Consider the following 15,936-nt stretch of genomic DNA (forward strand, 5'->3'; position numbering starts at 1 on the left):
TCTCAAAACGGGAACCCCATGCGCCGGCTTCTCCTGGCTTTGCTGCCTGTTGCAACCCTTCTTTCCGCCTGCACCTCAACCGACTACGACCTGGTACAGACCGCTTCGATATCACCGCGGTTCCAGGATACGGACCCGCAGGATTTCGGCGGCCGCACGCCGCATCGTCACAACATCCACGGCATCGACGTTTCCAAGTGGAACGGCAACATCGACTGGGCGCGGGTGAAGAATTCGGGCGTCTCCTTCGCCTTCATCAAGGCGACAGAAGGCAAGGACAGGGTCGACACGCGCTTCAATGAATATTGGCAGCAGGCGCGCGCCGCCGGAATTCCCTATGCGCCCTACCATTTCTATTACTTCTGCTCGACGGCCGACGCCCAGGCCGACTGGTTCATCGCCAATGTGCCGAAGAGCGCCGTCTATTTGCCGCCGGTTCTGGATGCTGAATGGAACGGCGAGTCGAAGACCTGCCGCTATCGCCCCTCGCCCGAGACCGTACGCGCCGAGATGAAGCGCTTCATGGACCGGCTGGAGGCGTATTACGGCAAGCGGCCGATCATCTACACTTCCGTCGACTTCCATCGCGACAACCTCGTCGACCAGTTCAAGGACTATCACTTCTGGGTGCGCTCCACGGCCAAGCATCCGGGCGAGGTCTATGTCGAGCGCCGCTGGGCCTTCTGGCAATACACGAGCACGGGTGTCATCCCCGGCATCCAGGGAAGCACGGACATCAATGCCTTCGCCGGGTCCGCGAAAAACTGGCAGAAGTGGGTCGCAGCGGTTTCCCGCGCCAGATAGACGAGAATTGGCGGCCAGATTGCAGGCACAAGCCCCGCGTTTCTTCATTCGGTCATAATGCTCTGAGAGAGCTTCGGCAGACTTCTACAGCGCCGGCGTTTCTCAGACGCATAAAGGTCGCTGGGGGCATTTCAAAAGGTTGCCTGTTTCCTCAAATCGATGCGGGTCTGAGAGAACAGGTGTGAGACAGATTGCACGCTCGCCGGCCTACCGGGGTCCGCGCGGCGACGGAGAGGAATTATGATGACTGGAACAGCCCGCAAAGCTCTTTTCACCCTCGGACTACTGGCGCTCGCCAGCACGTCAGCACTGGCGCAAACCCAACCGCAAACGATACCACCCGTGGCCTGCGGCGGTGATCTCGCCACGTTCCTCGAGGGCGTCAAGGCCGAGGCCGTTGCCAAGGGTATTCCGGCCGATGTCGCCGATCGGGCGCTCGCCGGCGCCGCAATCGACAAGAAGGTGCTGAGCCGTGACCGCGCCCAGGGCGTGTTCAAACAGACATTCACCGAGTTTTCCAAGCGAACCGTCAGCAAGGCCCGCCTCGATATCGGCGCGCAGAAGATGAGGGAATATGCCGACGTCTTCGCCCGGGCGGAAAGCGAATTCGGCGTGCCGGCGCCGGTCATCACTGCCTTCTGGGCGATGGAGACGGATTTCGGCGCGGTCCAGGGCGATTTCAACACGCGCAATGCGCTGGTGACGCTGGCACATGATTGCCGCCGTCCGGAAATGTTCCGGCCGCAGCTCCTTGCTGCGATCGAAATGGTGCAGCACGGCGACCTCGACCCGGCGACGACCACCGGCGCCTGGGCCGGCGAGATCGGCCAGGTGCAGATGCTGCCGGAAGACATCATCGCCTATGGCGTCGACGGCGATGGCGACGGCCACGTCAATCTGAAGAAGAGCTCGCCCGACGCCATTCTCACGGCGGCAAAGTTCATCCAGAGCCTCGGCTTCAAGGCCGGCCAGCCCTGGATCCAGGAGGTGAGCGTCCCGGAAAACCTGCCCTGGGAGAAGACCGGGCTGCAATCCGGCATGACGGCGGGCGACTGGTTCGCGCTCGGCGTCACGCCGCGTGACGGCAACACCGCCAGCAGCGCGCTTGAAGCATCGCTTGTGCTGCCGCAGGGCCGCAAGGGCGTCGCCTTCCTCACCTATCCGAATTTCAACATCTATCTCGAGTGGAACCAGTCGTTCATCTACACGACCTCCGCCGCCTATTTCGCGACCCGCCTCGCCGGCGCTCCGCCCTATCAGGGCGGTAATCCGGAGCCGGGCCTCGACGACGTCGAGATGAAGGCGTTGCAAACGCGGCTCCAGGCGCTTGGCCACGATGTCGGTAAGATCGATGGCATTCTCGGTTCCGGCACGCGCGCCGCACTGCAGAAGGAACAGCTGAAGCTCGGACTGCCTGCTGATGGTTGGGCAACGCCGGAGCTCTTGCAGGCGCTCTGATCCACGCTCGTCCTTGAACCGACCGCGACGGGTCTGGTAATACTCGAACACGTGCAAGAAGCGGGTGGCAACACCCGCTTCTCTGTATTAGAGCTTGCGCATTACTTGCAGATTGGCACAGGCACGACCATGAGTTCACCGGCAAAGGCGATCAACACACAGATGACGATGCGCAACTGGGCGCTCCTGACCCTGCTCGGTCTTATCTGGGGCGGCTCCTTTTTCTTCGCCCGCGTTGCCGTTGCCCATGTGCCACCCTTCACGCTGGTTCTCCTGCGTCTCGGTCTCGCAGCACTTGCTCTCCACATCTACATCCGCGGCCGCTATGGCATCTATCCGGCGCTCAAGGAACGCTGGCCCGAATTCCTGTTGATGGGTTTGATCAACAATGCCATTCCGCACGCCTTCATCTTCCTGGGCCAGACCCACATCGGCGCAGGACTCGCCGCAATCCTGAACGCGACAACCCCGATCTGGACCGTATTGATCGCCAACATGGCAACGGACGACGAGAAGCTGAGCGCCGCCAAGATCAGCGGCTGTCTGCTGGGCTTGGCAGGCACCATCGTGCTCATCGGGCCGAGTGCGCTTGCGGGCCTTGTCGGTAATTCCACAACGATCCCGCTTTGGGCACTTGTCCTGCCGGTGCTGGCCGCCGTCAGCTACGGCCTGGCGGCAACCTACGGCAAGCGCTTCCGCAGTCTGGCACCGCCGGTCACTGCAGCCGGACAATTGACGGCATCGACACTGATGATGCTGCCGATCGCGGCGCTTGCCGATACGCCATGGATGCTGCCCGCGCCGCCGATGACGGCCGTCTTCGCTGTCCTTGGCCTCGCCCTCGTCTCCACCTCTTACGGTTACATTCTTTATTTCCGGATCATGGCGGAGGCCGGGGCGACCAATGCTTCGCTCGTCACTCTGCTCGTACCGCCGAGTGCCATATTGCTTGGCTATCTCTTTCTCGGCGAGACGCTGCAGACGGCGGATATCGCCGGCATGGCGCTCATCGCAACCGGCCTCGCGGTCCTCGACGGACGCATCCTGAAGCTTCGATATTCGACCTGAAACCGAATCGAAATGGCTTCGGCGAGGCTCACGGAGCATTACAAACGGTTACATTAACCAGCGCGAAGCAATTGTGAAAAAAATGTGGCAAGTTCGAATATCAAAACGATTTCCGCCGCTTACGCCTGTAAACAACGTTTTCTGACATTCCTCTTTTCGCAGCGCAGCACAAGTTTCGCTTTCATGCGCCGTTTTTTCGCCCTATGTTTTACCGGTCAACGCAGGGAGGATCATCATATGGGACTTACACATTCGTTGAATGTCCTCATGATCAGTGCAGCGTTCGCATTCGTGGCCGTCATGCTTTTTGTCTGAGCAGGGCCGCTGAAAAGTCCAAACCGAGACAAGGACTTTAATTTCCGGAAAATCCATTTGCAGCAAGAGTTGTAGGCAGGCCACTCAGAGAGTACCCGGTCAACAGGCTGCGATAAAACCAAAGCCCATGAACGTCGATCCGTTCATGGGCTTTATCTTTGCTCGAAACATACAGCGCCGCGCGTCTTATTAGACGCGCAAAGGACGCTGTAGCACTTTGAATTGCTGCATGTCTTTGTCCTTAAATCGAGGTCGATTTAAGGAGACATGCAGTAGCGTTTGTCCGGAAACGTCTACGCGCTTGCGACCGCCCTCATCGGAAGGTCGACAGCGGCCTCCCGCGCCGGGACGCGCGCGTAGCCAACAAGATCGCAAACGGCGGTAACAAGCGGCGAGCGGTTCATCGTGTAGAGATGGAAATCGCGCACGCCGCGCCGGGCGAGATCGACAATCTGCTCGGCGGCGATATGGGTGGCTTCCTTGAACCGCTCCGCGGGCTGGTCTTCAAGATGGGCGAGCCGCGAATGGATCACCTCGGGAACACGCGCACCGCACAGTCCGGCGAATCTCTGCACCTGAGCGAGATTGTTGATCGGCAGGATCCCCGGCACGATCGGCACCTGGACGCCAGCCCTTCGCACGCGCTCCAGATAGAGCTCGAAATCGTCGTTGTCGAAGAAGAACTGCGTGATCGCCCGCGTCGCCCCGTTGTCAACCTTGCGCTTCAGCATGTCGATATCGGCGGCGACGTCCGGGCTCTCCGGGTGTTTTTCCGGATAGGCCGAAACCGATATTTCGAAGTCGCCACGGGCGCGCAAGGCCTTGACGAGCGCGGCGGCGTTTTCATAACCGCCGGGAAATGGCTGGTAGGCGCTGCCGATGCCGCCCTGCGGGTCGCCCCGGAGCGCCACGAAATGCCGGACGCCGAAGGCCAGGAACTCCTCGATCACCGCATCGACTTCGGCCTTCGGGGCGCCGACGCAGGTCAGATGCGCCGCAGTGTTCCCGATGCCCATTTCGCCGATCATGCGCTTGACGGTCGTCAGCGAGCGGGCCTTCGTCGAGCCGCCGGCACCGTAGGTCACGGTGACGAAGGCAGGGTCGAAAACCGAGAGGTCAGCCACCGTCTGGAAGAGCTGCACCTCCATCTCGTCGGTCTTCGGAGGAAAATACTCGAATGAAAGCCTGAGATTGCCACGCTCGGCCGGATAAAGCGTCCGTGTCGTCATTCCTAAACTCCCCCTGCCTGAACGCGCTGACGCGGCATATCGGCGATGTGATCGGCGACACGCTGATCGCGTGCCAGCCAGATCGTCACTGTCAGTTTGCCCTCGTCCACGCCTTCCGGCGCGAGGTCGGTTGTCTTCTCGAGCGCGAGACCAGCCTTCTGCAGCCAATCGGCCATTGCCTGATGGGAAAAGCCGAGGCGCGCATGGGCATGCTCGTCGCGCAGATATTCGAGCCCGTGCGGTGCGAAATCGATGATGACGAGCCGGCCTCCAGGGGCGAGCATGCGTGCGGCCTCGGCAATCGCCGCTTCCGGCTCTTCCAGGAAATGCAGCACCTGATGGATCGTCACGAGATCGAAGGCCTGCCCGTCGAGCGGCAGGTTGAAGATATCGCCATGGCGGATGGAGGCTTTCGTGATCCCCGCCCTGTCGAGGTTGGAGCGCGCCACCGCCAGCATGTCGCGGCTGGCGTCGACGCCGATGCCGCGCCGGTAGATGCCCTCGAAAAGTTGCAGGATACGGCCGGTGCCGGTGCCGAGATCGAGCAGGCTTTCGACCGACTCCTCGCCGACCATCGCCTTCAGCGTCGCCTCGACGTCGCCTTCGCTGACATGCAGTCGCCTCAGTTCATCCCATTCGGCGGCATTGCGGCTGAAATAGGCCTGCGCCTTCTCGGCACGCTGCCGCTTCAGGACGGCGAGCCGCGTCGCATCCCTGGCGAGGATGGCATCTTCGGCCGCGGCCGCCGCGAGCAACTCACGCACCAACGCGACGCGTCCCCCCTCCTGTCGCAGGCGGAAATAGGCCCAGGCCCCTTCCTGATAGCGATCGATGAGCGCCACTTCGGCAAGCAGCTTCAGATGCCGGGAGATGCGCGGCTGCGATTGTCCGAGAATTTCGGTAAGATCGGTGACGGTGAGGTCGCTCGCAGAAAGCAGCGCAAGAAGTCGCATCCGCGTCGGCTCACCCGCCGCCTTCAGCACGTCGACCAACGCGTCCAATCCAAGCGTTTCTCGCGTCACCACCGCCTCCTCATCAACACATAAAGATATCTTTATGTAATTTGCGAGACGTGCGCAAGCGAATTTGCGCGTAAAGACAATCGAATGACGCAGGAAAGATAGGCTGACGGGCGGACCCCGCGGTCCGCCCGTCCAAAGATAGCCCTGGAACTCGTGAGACATTTATGGCTCGGGCGGCTTCGCCCAAAGCCACGCCGACTAGCGCGTCAGGCGCTTGTAAGTCACGCGCTTCGGATTGACTGAATCGGGGCCGAGACGACGGATCTTGTCCTTTTCGTAATCCTCGAAGTTGCCTTCGAACCACTCGACATGGCTGTCGCCCTCGAAGGCAAGGATATGGGTCGCCAAGCGGTCGAGGAACATGCGGTCGTGGCTGATGATGACCGCGCAACCGGCGAAGTTTTCGAGCGCGTCCTCGAGTGCCGCCAGCGTTTCGGTATCGAGGTCGTTCGTCGGTTCGTCGAGCAGGACCACGTTGCCGCCTGATTTCAGCATCTTCGCAAGGTGCACGCGGTTGCGCTGGCCGCCCGACAGCGTCCCGACCTTCTGCTGCTGGTCGCCGCCCTTGAAGTTAAAGGACGAGCAATAGGCGCGCGAGTTGACCTCGTGCTTGCCGAGCTTGATGATGTCGTTGCCGCCGGAGATCTCCTCCCAGACGGTCTTGTTGGGGTCGAGCGCGTCGCGGCTCTGGTCGACATAGGCAAGCTGCACGCTGTCGCCGATCCGGAACGAACCGTCGTTCGGCTGTTCCTGGCCGGTGATCATGCGGAAGAGTGTCGTCTTGCCGGCGCCGTTCGGACCGATGACGCCAACGATGCCGCCGGGCGGCAGCTTAAAGCTCAGGCCTTCGATCAGCAGCTGGTCGTCATAGCCCTTGGAAATATTCTCCGCCTCGATGACCACTTGGCCCAAGCGCTCGCCGACGGGAATGATGATCTGCGCGTCGCCGGGACGCCGGTCGGCGGCTGCCTTGACCAGTTCGTCATAGGCGCGAACACGCGCCTTGGACTTCGCCTGTCGGGCTTTCGGGCTCGAGGCGATCCACTCCTGCTCGCGGTTGATGGCCTTCTGGCGGGCAGCCTCTTCGCGCCCTTCCTGCGCCATGCGCTTGGCCTTGGCCTGCAGATAGGCGGAATAGTTACCCTCGTAGGGAATGCCACGGCCGCGGTCGAGTTCGAGTATCCAGCCGGTGACGTTGTCGAGGAAGTAGCGGTCGTGGGTGATCATCAACACCGCGCCGGGATATTCGCGTAGGTGCTTTTCGAGCCAGGCGATCGTTTCGGCGTCGAGGTGGTTGGTCGGTTCGTCGAGCAGCAGAAGATCCGGCTGTGACAGCAGCAGCTTGCAGAGCGCAACGCGGCGCTTCTCGCCGCCCGAGAGATTGTTGACGTCGGCGTCGCCCGGCGGGCAGCGCAGCGCATCCATCGCCATTTCCACCTGGCTGTCGAGGTCCCAGAGGTTCTGGCTGTCGATGATGTCCTGTAGCTTGGCGCCCTCTTCCGCCGTCTCGTCGGAATAGTTCATCATCAGCTCGTTGTAACGATCGAGGATCGCCTTCTTGGCGGCGACGCCCTCCATGACGTTCTCGAGCACGGTCTTTGCGGGATTGAGTTGCGGCTCCTGCGGCAGATAACCGACAGTCGCACCCTCGGCGACCCAGGCTTCGCCGGTGTATTCGTGGTCGAGGCCTGCCATGATCCTGAGCACCGTCGACTTACCGGCGCCGTTGGGGCCGAGAATTCCGATCTTCGCGTCCGGATAGAACGAGAGATGGATGTTCTCGAGGACCTTCTTGTTGCCATAGGCCTTGTTGAGCCCGGCCATGTGGTAGATGAACTGACGTGCCATAAGGGAATGCTCCGCATCGGAAGGGAAATTTGCCCGCTATGTAGGCGAATTATGGTAGCGGGGCAATCCGCCAAAGGCCTGCCCACGCCAATCCCTTCCGGCAGGCAACCGTCGCGGATCAACCATGCCCGGCGGCGGCGGCGATCCCTTTGGCGCATTTGAACTCGGTCGTCCCGGCCGCCTGGATGAGGCTACCGAGGCCGGCCTTGCCCGAAAGGTCGCCGGCAAGTCCGATGGTGAGGCCGGTTATGACGCTGCGGCCGTTGACAGTCTGGCAGCGCATGCGCACCCGGTCCCCGGCCCCTGCCCCGAAGCTCTGGTCGAAGGCGTGCTTGATCTCGTTTTCGTCAATCTCGGATCCGAGTTTGTCGGCAAAGAGGGCCTGCACCGCGGAACTGTTCAATTCATCGAGAAGGCGCAGTTGCAGCCTGAAATAATCTTCCGCCTTTGCCGTCTGGCACGTGCCGCTCTGCAGCCACTGGTGGCGATCGAGGCCGGACTTGACCCCCGGCATGGCAACGAGCAGGCGCGCAGCGGTCTCCTCGGCCATGGCAAGCTTCGGCAGGTCCAGCCAATCACCTTTTCGATCGCGCGCCTTGAGCTCCGCCTCGACGCCGCAGTAGCTTTTCTTCAGCGGCCAGAGGCCGTGAAGCGAGAAGTGTGTCGCATCAAAACGATCGGCCGTCTGATCCGCGCATTCGTTGCGGGTCGGCCGCGTCTCGCAAAATCCCGGTTGCCAGCTGACCGCCAGCACATATTGCGTCTTGCCGGAGCCTGCCACTTCCGCGGCTTCCTGCGTCGATACTTCCTCGGCGGCGGCGAAGGACGACAGTCCCAGCCCCAGCATGAGCGTTGCAACTCTCGCAAGATTCGCTTTCACCCTCGTCCGCATTTCGAATAACCCCCACATGAAAACAAAACGGGAACAAATATCGACGAATGCGCGAAAATTGCAACCTCTAATTCTCATTTCCAGATTCGTTGTGACGTCATGCACAACAAGCAACAAGCAACGATTGCCTTTGCGGCGCAAATCGATTTGATATCGGCCGGTGTGCATTTTCCGCAGAGAGGCACATTTTCTGCTGGAAAGTGCTTCCGGTTCGCGCAACGGACGCTCCGTTGGTAACCCGCACACGAGAGTCTGACGATTGGTCCGGGGGGGCATGGGATGTTCGGGCAGGTGAGGACGCATCAAAGCCCGACGGGTGCTGCGCTCGGCTGGCGCCACTTCGCGGCCTCGACCGGGCCGCACGGAATCCTCATTGTCAGCCATGGGCTTGCCGAGCATTCCGGCCGCTATGCGCGTTTCGCCGAGGCGATGGCCAAACATGGGTTCCATGTCTATGCGCACGACCATCGCGGCCATGGCGAAAGCCGCGCACCGGATGCCCCGCTTGCGACCTTTGGCCACCGCGACGGGGCGGCCAAGGTGATCGCGGACGTCCGGGCGATGCGGGACGTGGCCGCCGCCGATCATCCGGGCCTGCCGATTATCCTCTTCGGCCATTCGATGGGCGGCCTCATCGCGCTCAACGCCGCAGAAACCGATCCTAAGCTTTACGACGCTCTCGCCGTCTGGAACTCCAATTTCCGTCCGGGTCTCGCCGGCCGGGGCGGCCAGGCGATACTGGCGATCGAGAGAATGCTCAAAGGTTCGGACGTGCCGAGCCCGCTGCTGACGAAGCTCACATTCGGCGCCTGGAGCAAGGCGATTGCCGATCGAAAGACCGATTTCGACTGGCTGTCGCGCGATGAAGACGAAGTCGCCAAATACGTGGCCGATCCGCTCTGTGGTTTCGATGCGACGGTGTCGCTTTGGATCGACGTGTTCAAATTCGCCTTCGCCGGCGCCCGCTCGGACCGGCTGGCGCGGTTGCCCGCCGACCTGCCGGTCCATCTCGTCGGCGGCAGCGCGGATCCTTCGACGTTCAACGGCGCCGCCATTCGCTGGCTCGGCGAACGAATGAAGGCACGCGGCATGACCGACGTGACCATTACCATCCATGACGGCATGCGCCACGAAACACTCAACGAGATCGGCCGGGAGCAGGCAACCGAAGACTTCGTCGCCTGGTGCCTGAAGGCGGTCGACCGGAAGCGCCGACGAGACGGAAGACCATGACCGACCTCACCCTGCCCAGAATCGCCACCGCTCATAATCGCGTTTCCTATGGCCTGACGCTGATGGTCATCGCCGTTCTGATTTCGCCGCTGATCGACATTTTCGCCAAGCTTGCTATCGCCACGGTACCCTCGGCCGAGATCACCGCCGTCCGTTTCCTGCTGCAGGTCGTCTTCATCCTGCCGGTCGTGCTCGTCCGCCGCACGCTCCTCGACCTCACCTGGAAGAAGAGCGCGCTGCATGCCCTTCGCGGCGGGCTTCTGGTGCTGACCATGCTCTCCTTCATCACCACGCTGAAGGTGATGGAAGTGGCCGACGCGATCGCAATCTTCTTCGTCGAGCCGATCATCCTCACCATTCTCGGTAGCATCTTCCTCAAGGAAACGATCGGCTGGAGGCGCTACACCGCCTGCGCCGTCGGCTTCTTCGGTGCGTTGCTCGTCATCCAGCCGAGCATGAAGGAAGTCGGCCTGATCGCGCTTCTGCCGATCGTCTCCGCCTTCGGACTCGCCGTCTTCCTGCTCGTCACGCGCATGGTCGCGCAGAACGAGGACCCCTGGTCGATGCAGTTCCACGCGGGTATCTGGGGCGGCCTCTTCTGCCTCGCCCTGCTCTCGCTGGGCGAAGGCAGCGGCTCGAGCGTGTTCGATCCCGTCTGGCCCGAGGGCAACGCGTGGCTCTACCTGCTTGGCGTCGGCGTCGCGGCGACGATCTCGGGCGTGCTCGGTGTCTATGCCTATCGCGCCGCCCTGGCCTCGGTGCTCGCGCCGCTGCAATATCTCGAAATTGTGTCGGCGACGATCTTCGGCTGGCTGGTCTTCGGCGATCTGCCGGACGCGCTGAAGTGGCTCGGCATCGCGATCATTATCGGCTCGGGCCTCTATATTATCTGGCGCGAGCGCAGGGTTGAGAAGACCGCAAGCATCGCGCCCGTCTCGCCGGCGATCTGAGGCGCCAGCAACGGATAAGAATGAAAGAGCATTGGGAGGAATTTGGATGAAAACGGGTGGTCAGCTGGTTGTCGAGGCCCTGGTGGCAAATGGCGTCAGGCGCATCTCGTGCGTGCCGGGGGAGAGCTATCTGGCGGTTCTGGATGCGCTGCACGACACCGACATCGACGTCATCGTCTGCCGGCAGGAAGGCGGCGCGGCGATGATGGCGGATTGCTGGGGACGACTCACCGGCGAGCCGGGCGTCTGCATGGTGACGCGCGGCCCCGGCGCCACCAACGCCTCCGCCGGCCTTCATGTCGCCAGGCAGGATTCGATTCCGATGATCCTCTTCGTCGGCCAGGTGCAGCGCGACGCGCGCGAGCGCGAGGCCTTCCAGGAGATCGAATATCGCCGCGCCTTTACCGAGGTCGCGAAATGGGTGGGAGAAATAGACGATCCAGCCCGCATCCCGGAATTCGTGACCCGCGCCTTCGCCGTCGCGACGTCCGGCCGGCCGGGCCCGGTGGTGCTGACGCTCCCGGAGGACATGCTGACCGATAGCACCGAGGCCACTCTGGCCCGCGCCTACCAGCCGGTCGAAAGCCATCCTGGCCGGAGCCAGATCGCCCGGTTTGAGGAACTGCTTGCCACAGCCAAACGACCGATCGCCATTCTTGGCGGCACGCGCTGGTCTGCCGAAAGCGTGGCTGAGTTTCAGCGCTTTGCCGAGCGCTGGAGATTGCCCGTCGGCTGCTCCTTCCGCCGCCAGATGCTCTTCGATCACCTTAATCCGGTTTACGCCGGCGATGTCGGCATCGGCATCAATCCCGCGCTTGCGAAGGAAATCAAGGAGGCCGATCTCGTCCTGCTCGTCGGCGGCCGTTTTTCCGAGATGCCCTCTTCCGGCTACACGCTGCTCGACGTCCCCTACCCCAGGCAGACGCTGGTCCATGTCCATCCCGATCCCGCCGAGCTCGGCCGCGTCTACCGCCCGGATCTGGCGATCGCCGCGTGCCCGCGCGATTTCGTGGCGGCGCTCGGCAACGTCAGGCCTGCGGGCGAACCCGCGTGGTCCGCTCGTACCGCCGCAATGCACGAATCCTACCTCAAATGGTCGACGCCGCCCGAGAAGGGGCCCGGCGACGTGCAGATGGGGCCGATCATGAACTGGATCGAGGCGAACACCGCGCCGGACACGATCTTCACCAACGGCGCCGGCAACTACGCCACCTGGTTGCACCGCTTCCACCGCTTCCGCCGTTACGGAACCCAGGCCGCCCCTGCATCAGGCTCGATGGGCTACGGCCTGCCGGCAGCCGTCGCGGCCAAGCAACTCCACCCGGAGCGCGAAGTCGTCTGCTTTGCCGGCGACGGCTGCTTCCTCATGCACGGGCAGGAGTTCGCGACCGCCATCCGCTACCAGCTGCCGATCATCGTGCTCGTCATCAACAATGGCATCTACGGCACGATCCGCATGCACCAGGAGCGCGAGTATCCCGGCCGCGTCAGCGCGACGGACCTTACCAACCCGGATTTTGCAGCACTCGCGCGCGCCTATGGCGGCCACGGCGAAACCGTGGTGCGAACCGAAGAATTCGCAGACGCATTCCTCCGAGCACGCGCCAGCGGCAAGCCCGCCATCGTCGAAATCAAGCTCGACCCGGAAGCGATCACGCCCACGCGAACGCTCACCGAAATTCGCAACGGTTGAGGGGAGACAGAGCGCCCCGGCCACCTTACACCTGAATCTGAGGCACTCTTCGTTACCCCCCTCTGCCCTGCCGGGCATCTCCCCCACAAGGGGGGAGATTGGCATGCTTCAACGCTTTCGCAGTTCGCAAACGTCGCACTGCGCACGAATTGATCAGTTGAAGAGGCAGGTGCGGCATTTTCCGCAATGAAACCAACGCGGGCGGACAAATGAGGCAGGGAGCCCGCATCGCGCCGATCTCCCCCCTTGTGGGGGAGATGCCCGGCAGGGCAGAGAGGGGTATCGCAGCGGTTCGCTCGGCAGGCGGCAAACCTTGTCAGCTGCGGATATGCAGCGTTTGCTGATAGACTGCGGTAGAGCGAGCGCCGGAACGGCAATAGCCGAGCATCGGGCGCTGGAACTCGTCGAGCGCATCGACCATGCGGGTCACCGCGTCGGCGGTCACGCCCATCGGACCGACGGGAATGTGCGTGATCTCCAGACCCAGCTCGGCGGCGCGCGCGGCGATCGCATCGAAGGTCGGCTGATCGGGGGTCTCAAAATCCGGGCGGTGGCAGACGATGGACTTGAACCCGAGCGCCTTGATCTCGTCGAGGTCCTCGACCGTGATCTGGCCGGAGACCGAGTATTCATCGTTGATCTGGCGAATGTCCATGATGATGCTTCCTCTGAACGGTGTTGCCCTGATTTAGGCCCGGCGTCAGGCGGCGTCAATCGCAAGAGCGGAGTGAGGAAGGTGTTTCCTCCTGCAGCCCGCACTAGCTATTGCGGCCGATCAGGTCACCGTGAAGGCGAGCGCATAACTGCGCGACTGGCCGGGCTCGATGACGCCGAGTTCGCCCGATGTGGCCAGTTCCACCCGCTTTGCAAGGCGATGCGACGCCGGTTCGATGCTGATGACATTGGCACCGCCGCGCTGGCAGCGCCACATCTGCAAAAACGGCAACGTGTCCACGCGGAACCGAACGGCAAGCCGCCGCCCGCCAAGCCCCGGCAACGGCGTCAACGAAACCTCCGACCAGCCGTCCTCGTGATGCGCCGGAATACAGAAATGGGCGCTCTCGCCCTCGCCGAACTGCCAGCCGATCAATCCGCTTTCGAGTGACGGGGTGACAATACGCGTTTCGCGGCCGAGCAGCCGGCCACCGATATTCATGTGATACATCATCATCGGCGCGAAGGCCGAGTCGCCGACGTTTGTTACGCGGTCCTCAAGCACCACGCCTTGCCCGTTTTCGGCCACAGACCACCGACGTTCGACGGCGGCCTTGCCGCCAGAGGCGAGATCCACCTCGGTCAGAGCCTGGCAGCGAGTGCCATCGGCGGACATCTCCGCCCGGATGACGGGTGTGCCTGCAAGCGAACCGTGCAGAGGATAGCGCCTTCCGTCGTCGCGGCCTTCGACGGCCTCGGGATGGCGGATGTGATCGGGACCGCAGGTAAAGAGAAAGCCGGCGAGCGCATGATCGATCCTGTGGTCGCCATCGGACGGAATGGCCAGACCCGGAGAAAGGTCGGTGCCATCGAACACGAAGGCAGCGATGTCGAGCGCCGACGAGCGGTCGAACAGGAGGTGGCCAGAGACGCCGTCACGCGTGCTGCACAAGGTCGTTTCCATAGATTGCTCCGGCTGGCGCATGCGAATCACGCGCACGTGCAAATGCATGATAAGGCAAAGCAAAACGCTCCGAGCATGATAATTTCCGGCTGAACAATCGGGCTTCGAGGGCGTTACCGACAGAGACGGAGGAGGAACAACGGCAAGGAACATCTCAGGCGCCTTGTCCGCCTCATTCTCCCCTGTTGAAACCGACGCCAGACCGATCTACTAGGGTTTAACGGATCGGTCAGGATGAATTTTAACCAACCGTTCACGATGGATTCACTTTTTTCACATTAACGTCCAAATCGGCATGTACCGCCCGGATCAATCATCATGAAAACAGGTTCTATCGTGACGACTGCGACCCGCACCGGTCTCTCGCTTCTCGCCGCAGCCGGCCTCTTGATCGTGGAGCTTGCACCTGCCTCCGCGCAGGAAGGCTATTCCCGCGGCGGTGGCGATGTCATCCTGGTTACCCCGAACGGCGAAATTCTCGACTACATGCCGGGACGGGACGAGGTGCGCGCCATGCGCGACCACCGCGGCCGCACCGTCCTCGTCGATCCCTGGGGCAATATCGTCGCGACAGTGATGCCGTCGGACGGCTACGGCAGGGCCCGCCGCCGGCAAAGCGACGTCGATGTCTATTCGAACGACGGCTATGGCTACCGCGACGATGGCTACCAAGACCGCGGCTACGGCTATTCCGAGCCCGGTGAGTTTACGGGCACGGTCCCGGACTACCGCGAACCGGCCCCTGTCGAGCGCGAGGAGTTGCGAGACAACCTGCCCGGCCTCATGGACGGCAGCGAGCAGGCGGCCTACGATCCGCGATATGACGAGCCGCTTAGACAGCCGATGCCGCCGGCGATCTCGGTGAAGGGCAAATCGCGTGCGGAAATCACCGCGCTGCAGGTGTTTCTCGACCGCGAGGGCTTCTCGCCGGGCGTGATCGACGGCAAGATGGGCTCGAACGTCACCAAGGCCATCGAAGCCTGGCAGCAGGCGACCGGCGAGACGCTTGATCCGAACAACACCGAGGACATTCTCGAACGGCTGCGTTTCAACGGCGGCCTGCCGATCACCACCTACACGATCACCGCTACCGACGCGGCCGGGCCTTATGTCGCGGCGATCCCGGAAGACTATGCCCACAAGGCGATGCTTCCGCATCTCTCCTTCACGTCCACAGTCGAGATGCTCGGCGAGAAGTTCCACATGGACGAGAACTACCTGCGCGAACTCAATCCCGGCGTCGATTTTTCCATTCCGGGTACGATTATCAAGGTGATCAATCCAGGCCCGAACAAGGCGGGCAAGGTCGCGCGGATCGTGGCCGACAAGGGTCGCAAGCAGGTGCTCGCCTACGATGAGGCCGACAAGCTCATTGCCGCTTATCCTTCTACGATCGGCTCGTCGGACACGCCCTCCCCGTCCGGCATCGTTTCGGTCGAGCGGATCGCCTTCGATCCGGGCTATACCTACAATCCGAGGATCAACTTCCAGCAGGGCGCGAACGACAAGATTCTAACCCTGCAGCCCGGACCGAACGGGCCAGTCGGCACGGTCTGGATCGCACTGTCGAAGCCGACTTACGGCATTCACGGTACCCCCGACCCGTCGAAAATCGGCAAGACCCAAAGCCACGGCTGCATTCGCCTCACCAACTGGGATGCGACCGAACTCGGCAAGATGGTGAGCAAGGGCGTGACGGTCGAGTTCGTCGATTGATCCTGGAGCCTGCCCGGCGAAGGGCATGCTCTCCTCCCTCGTGATCCCATCCGGAAGCGGCCCTCCAAGAGTGCGCAAGCAGGCGATTTC

The 15,936-nt window shown here is 62.3% G+C and carries 13 protein-coding genes; 7 read left to right on the forward strand and 6 right to left on the reverse strand.

The features are described from left to right. Positions 1-18 precede the first annotated feature (18 nt). From QA637_RS11035 to QA637_RS11045, 3 genes are all read left to right on the forward strand, one after another. Positions 19-804, forward strand: a complete 786-nt coding sequence (locus QA637_RS11035) for a glycoside hydrolase family 25 protein (protein ID WP_153437379.1) — start codon at positions 19-21, stop codon at positions 802-804. Between the two features lie 243 nt (positions 805-1,047). Beyond that, a complete protein-coding gene (locus QA637_RS11040; protein WP_153437391.1) occupies positions 1,048-2,262 on the forward strand; it encodes a lytic murein transglycosylase in 1,215 nt (404 codons plus the stop codon). Positions 2,263-2,391: 129 nt separating this feature from the next. Then, positions 2,392-3,330, forward strand: coding sequence for a DMT family transporter (locus QA637_RS11045; protein ID WP_153437380.1), 939 nt, complete (start codon positions 2,392-2,394; stop codon positions 3,328-3,330). Positions 3,331-3,938: 608 nt separating this feature from the next. Here the strand turns inward: QA637_RS11045 and metF are convergent. The 4 genes from metF to QA637_RS11065 all read right to left on the reverse strand — a co-directional run bounded on the left by metF (position 3,939) and on the right by QA637_RS11065 (position 8,636). Continuing rightward, the gene (metF, locus tag QA637_RS11050; RefSeq protein ID WP_283061451.1) at positions 3,939-4,874 is read right to left on the reverse strand and encodes a methylenetetrahydrofolate reductase [NAD(P)H]; all 936 of its coding nucleotides are present in this window, start codon (positions 4,872-4,874) and stop codon (positions 3,939-3,941) included. Between the two features lie 2 nt (positions 4,875-4,876). After that, positions 4,877-5,899, reverse strand: coding sequence for an ArsR/SmtB family transcription factor (locus tag QA637_RS11055; protein ID WP_283061452.1), 1,023 nt, complete (start codon positions 5,897-5,899; stop codon positions 4,877-4,879). A gap of 195 nt (positions 5,900-6,094) precedes the next feature. Continuing rightward, positions 6,095-7,744 (reverse strand): energy-dependent translational throttle protein EttA, encoded by a 1,650-nt coding sequence (gene ettA / locus QA637_RS11060; protein WP_153437383.1) that lies wholly within the window; start codon positions 7,742-7,744, stop codon positions 6,095-6,097. A 118-nt stretch (positions 7,745-7,862) separates the two neighbouring features. Beyond that, positions 7,863-8,636 (reverse strand): ribonuclease T2, encoded by a 774-nt coding sequence (locus QA637_RS11065; RefSeq protein WP_283061454.1) that lies wholly within the window; start codon positions 8,634-8,636, stop codon positions 7,863-7,865. 279 nt (positions 8,637-8,915) lie between these two features. On the opposite strand from QA637_RS11065, the gene QA637_RS11070 reads away from it, so the two are divergent. Genes QA637_RS11070 through QA637_RS11080 form a run of 3 tightly spaced genes read left to right on the forward strand, consistent with a single transcriptional unit; the run spans position 8,916 to position 12,512 of the window. Further along, positions 8,916-9,869: an alpha/beta fold hydrolase gene (locus QA637_RS11070; protein ID WP_153437385.1), complete on the forward strand. Its 954-nt coding sequence runs from the start codon at positions 8,916-8,918 to the stop codon at positions 9,867-9,869. Further along, positions 9,866-10,819, forward strand: a complete 954-nt coding sequence (locus QA637_RS11075) for a DMT family transporter (protein ID WP_283061456.1) — start codon at positions 9,866-9,868, stop codon at positions 10,817-10,819. The genes QA637_RS11070 and QA637_RS11075 overlap by 4 nt, the downstream gene beginning before the upstream one ends. A 46-nt stretch (positions 10,820-10,865) precedes the next feature. Beyond that, positions 10,866-12,512 (forward strand): thiamine pyrophosphate-binding protein, encoded by a 1,647-nt coding sequence (locus QA637_RS11080; protein WP_153437387.1) that lies wholly within the window; start codon positions 10,866-10,868, stop codon positions 12,510-12,512. A 316-nt stretch (positions 12,513-12,828) separates the two neighbouring features. Here QA637_RS11080 and QA637_RS11085 read toward each other — a convergent pair whose 3' ends face one another. After that, positions 12,829-13,167 carry a protein tyrosine phosphatase family protein gene (locus QA637_RS11085; RefSeq protein ID WP_153436374.1) on the reverse strand — a complete coding sequence of 113 codons (339 nt, stop codon included), beginning with the start codon at positions 13,165-13,167 and terminating at the stop codon, positions 12,829-12,831. Between the two features lie 120 nt (positions 13,168-13,287). Continuing rightward, positions 13,288-14,130, reverse strand: coding sequence for a DUF4432 family protein (locus tag QA637_RS11090; RefSeq protein ID WP_153436373.1), 843 nt, complete (start codon positions 14,128-14,130; stop codon positions 13,288-13,290). Positions 14,131-14,448: 318 nt separating this feature from the next. On the opposite strand from QA637_RS11090, the gene QA637_RS11095 reads away from it, so the two are divergent. Then, entirely contained in the window at positions 14,449-15,846 is a 1,398-nt protein-coding gene (locus QA637_RS11095; protein WP_153436372.1) for a L,D-transpeptidase family protein, read from the forward strand. Positions 15,847-15,936: the final 90 nt, after the last annotated feature.

Source organism: Sinorhizobium terangae (assembly GCF_029714365.1).
In the GTDB taxonomy this organism is placed as follows: Bacteria; Pseudomonadota; Alphaproteobacteria; order Rhizobiales; family Rhizobiaceae; genus Sinorhizobium; species Sinorhizobium terangae.

Excerpts from the sequence above, each read along its gene's own strand:
- QA637_RS11035 (WP_153437379.1), top strand. The coding sequence starts at position 19 with ATGCGCCGGCTTCTCCTGGCTTTGCTGCCTGTTGCAACCCTTCTTTCC.
- QA637_RS11040 (WP_153437391.1), top strand. The coding sequence starts at position 1,048 with ATGACTGGAACAGCCCGCAAAGCTCTTTTCACCCTCGGACTACTGGCG.
- QA637_RS11045 (WP_153437380.1), top strand. The coding sequence starts at position 2,392 with ATGAGTTCACCGGCAAAGGCGATCAACACACAGATGACGATGCGCAAC.
- metF (WP_283061451.1), bottom strand. The coding sequence starts at position 4,874 with ATGACGACACGGACGCTTTATCCGGCCGAGCGTGGCAATCTCAGGCTT.
- ettA (WP_153437383.1), bottom strand. The coding sequence starts at position 7,744 with ATGGCACGTCAGTTCATCTACCACATGGCCGGGCTCAACAAGGCCTAT.
- QA637_RS11065 (WP_283061454.1), bottom strand. The coding sequence starts at position 8,636 with ATGCGGACGAGGGTGAAAGCGAATCTTGCGAGAGTTGCAACGCTCATG.
- QA637_RS11070 (WP_153437385.1), top strand. The coding sequence starts at position 8,916 with ATGTTCGGGCAGGTGAGGACGCATCAAAGCCCGACGGGTGCTGCGCTC.
- QA637_RS11075 (WP_283061456.1), top strand. The coding sequence starts at position 9,866 with ATGACCGACCTCACCCTGCCCAGAATCGCCACCGCTCATAATCGCGTT.
- QA637_RS11080 (WP_153437387.1), top strand. The coding sequence starts at position 10,866 with ATGAAAACGGGTGGTCAGCTGGTTGTCGAGGCCCTGGTGGCAAATGGC.
- QA637_RS11085 (WP_153436374.1), bottom strand. The coding sequence starts at position 13,167 with ATGGACATTCGCCAGATCAACGATGAATACTCGGTCTCCGGCCAGATC.
- QA637_RS11090 (WP_153436373.1), bottom strand. The coding sequence starts at position 14,130 with ATGGAAACGACCTTGTGCAGCACGCGTGACGGCGTCTCTGGCCACCTC.
- QA637_RS11095 (WP_153436372.1), top strand. The coding sequence starts at position 14,449 with ATGAAAACAGGTTCTATCGTGACGACTGCGACCCGCACCGGTCTCTCG.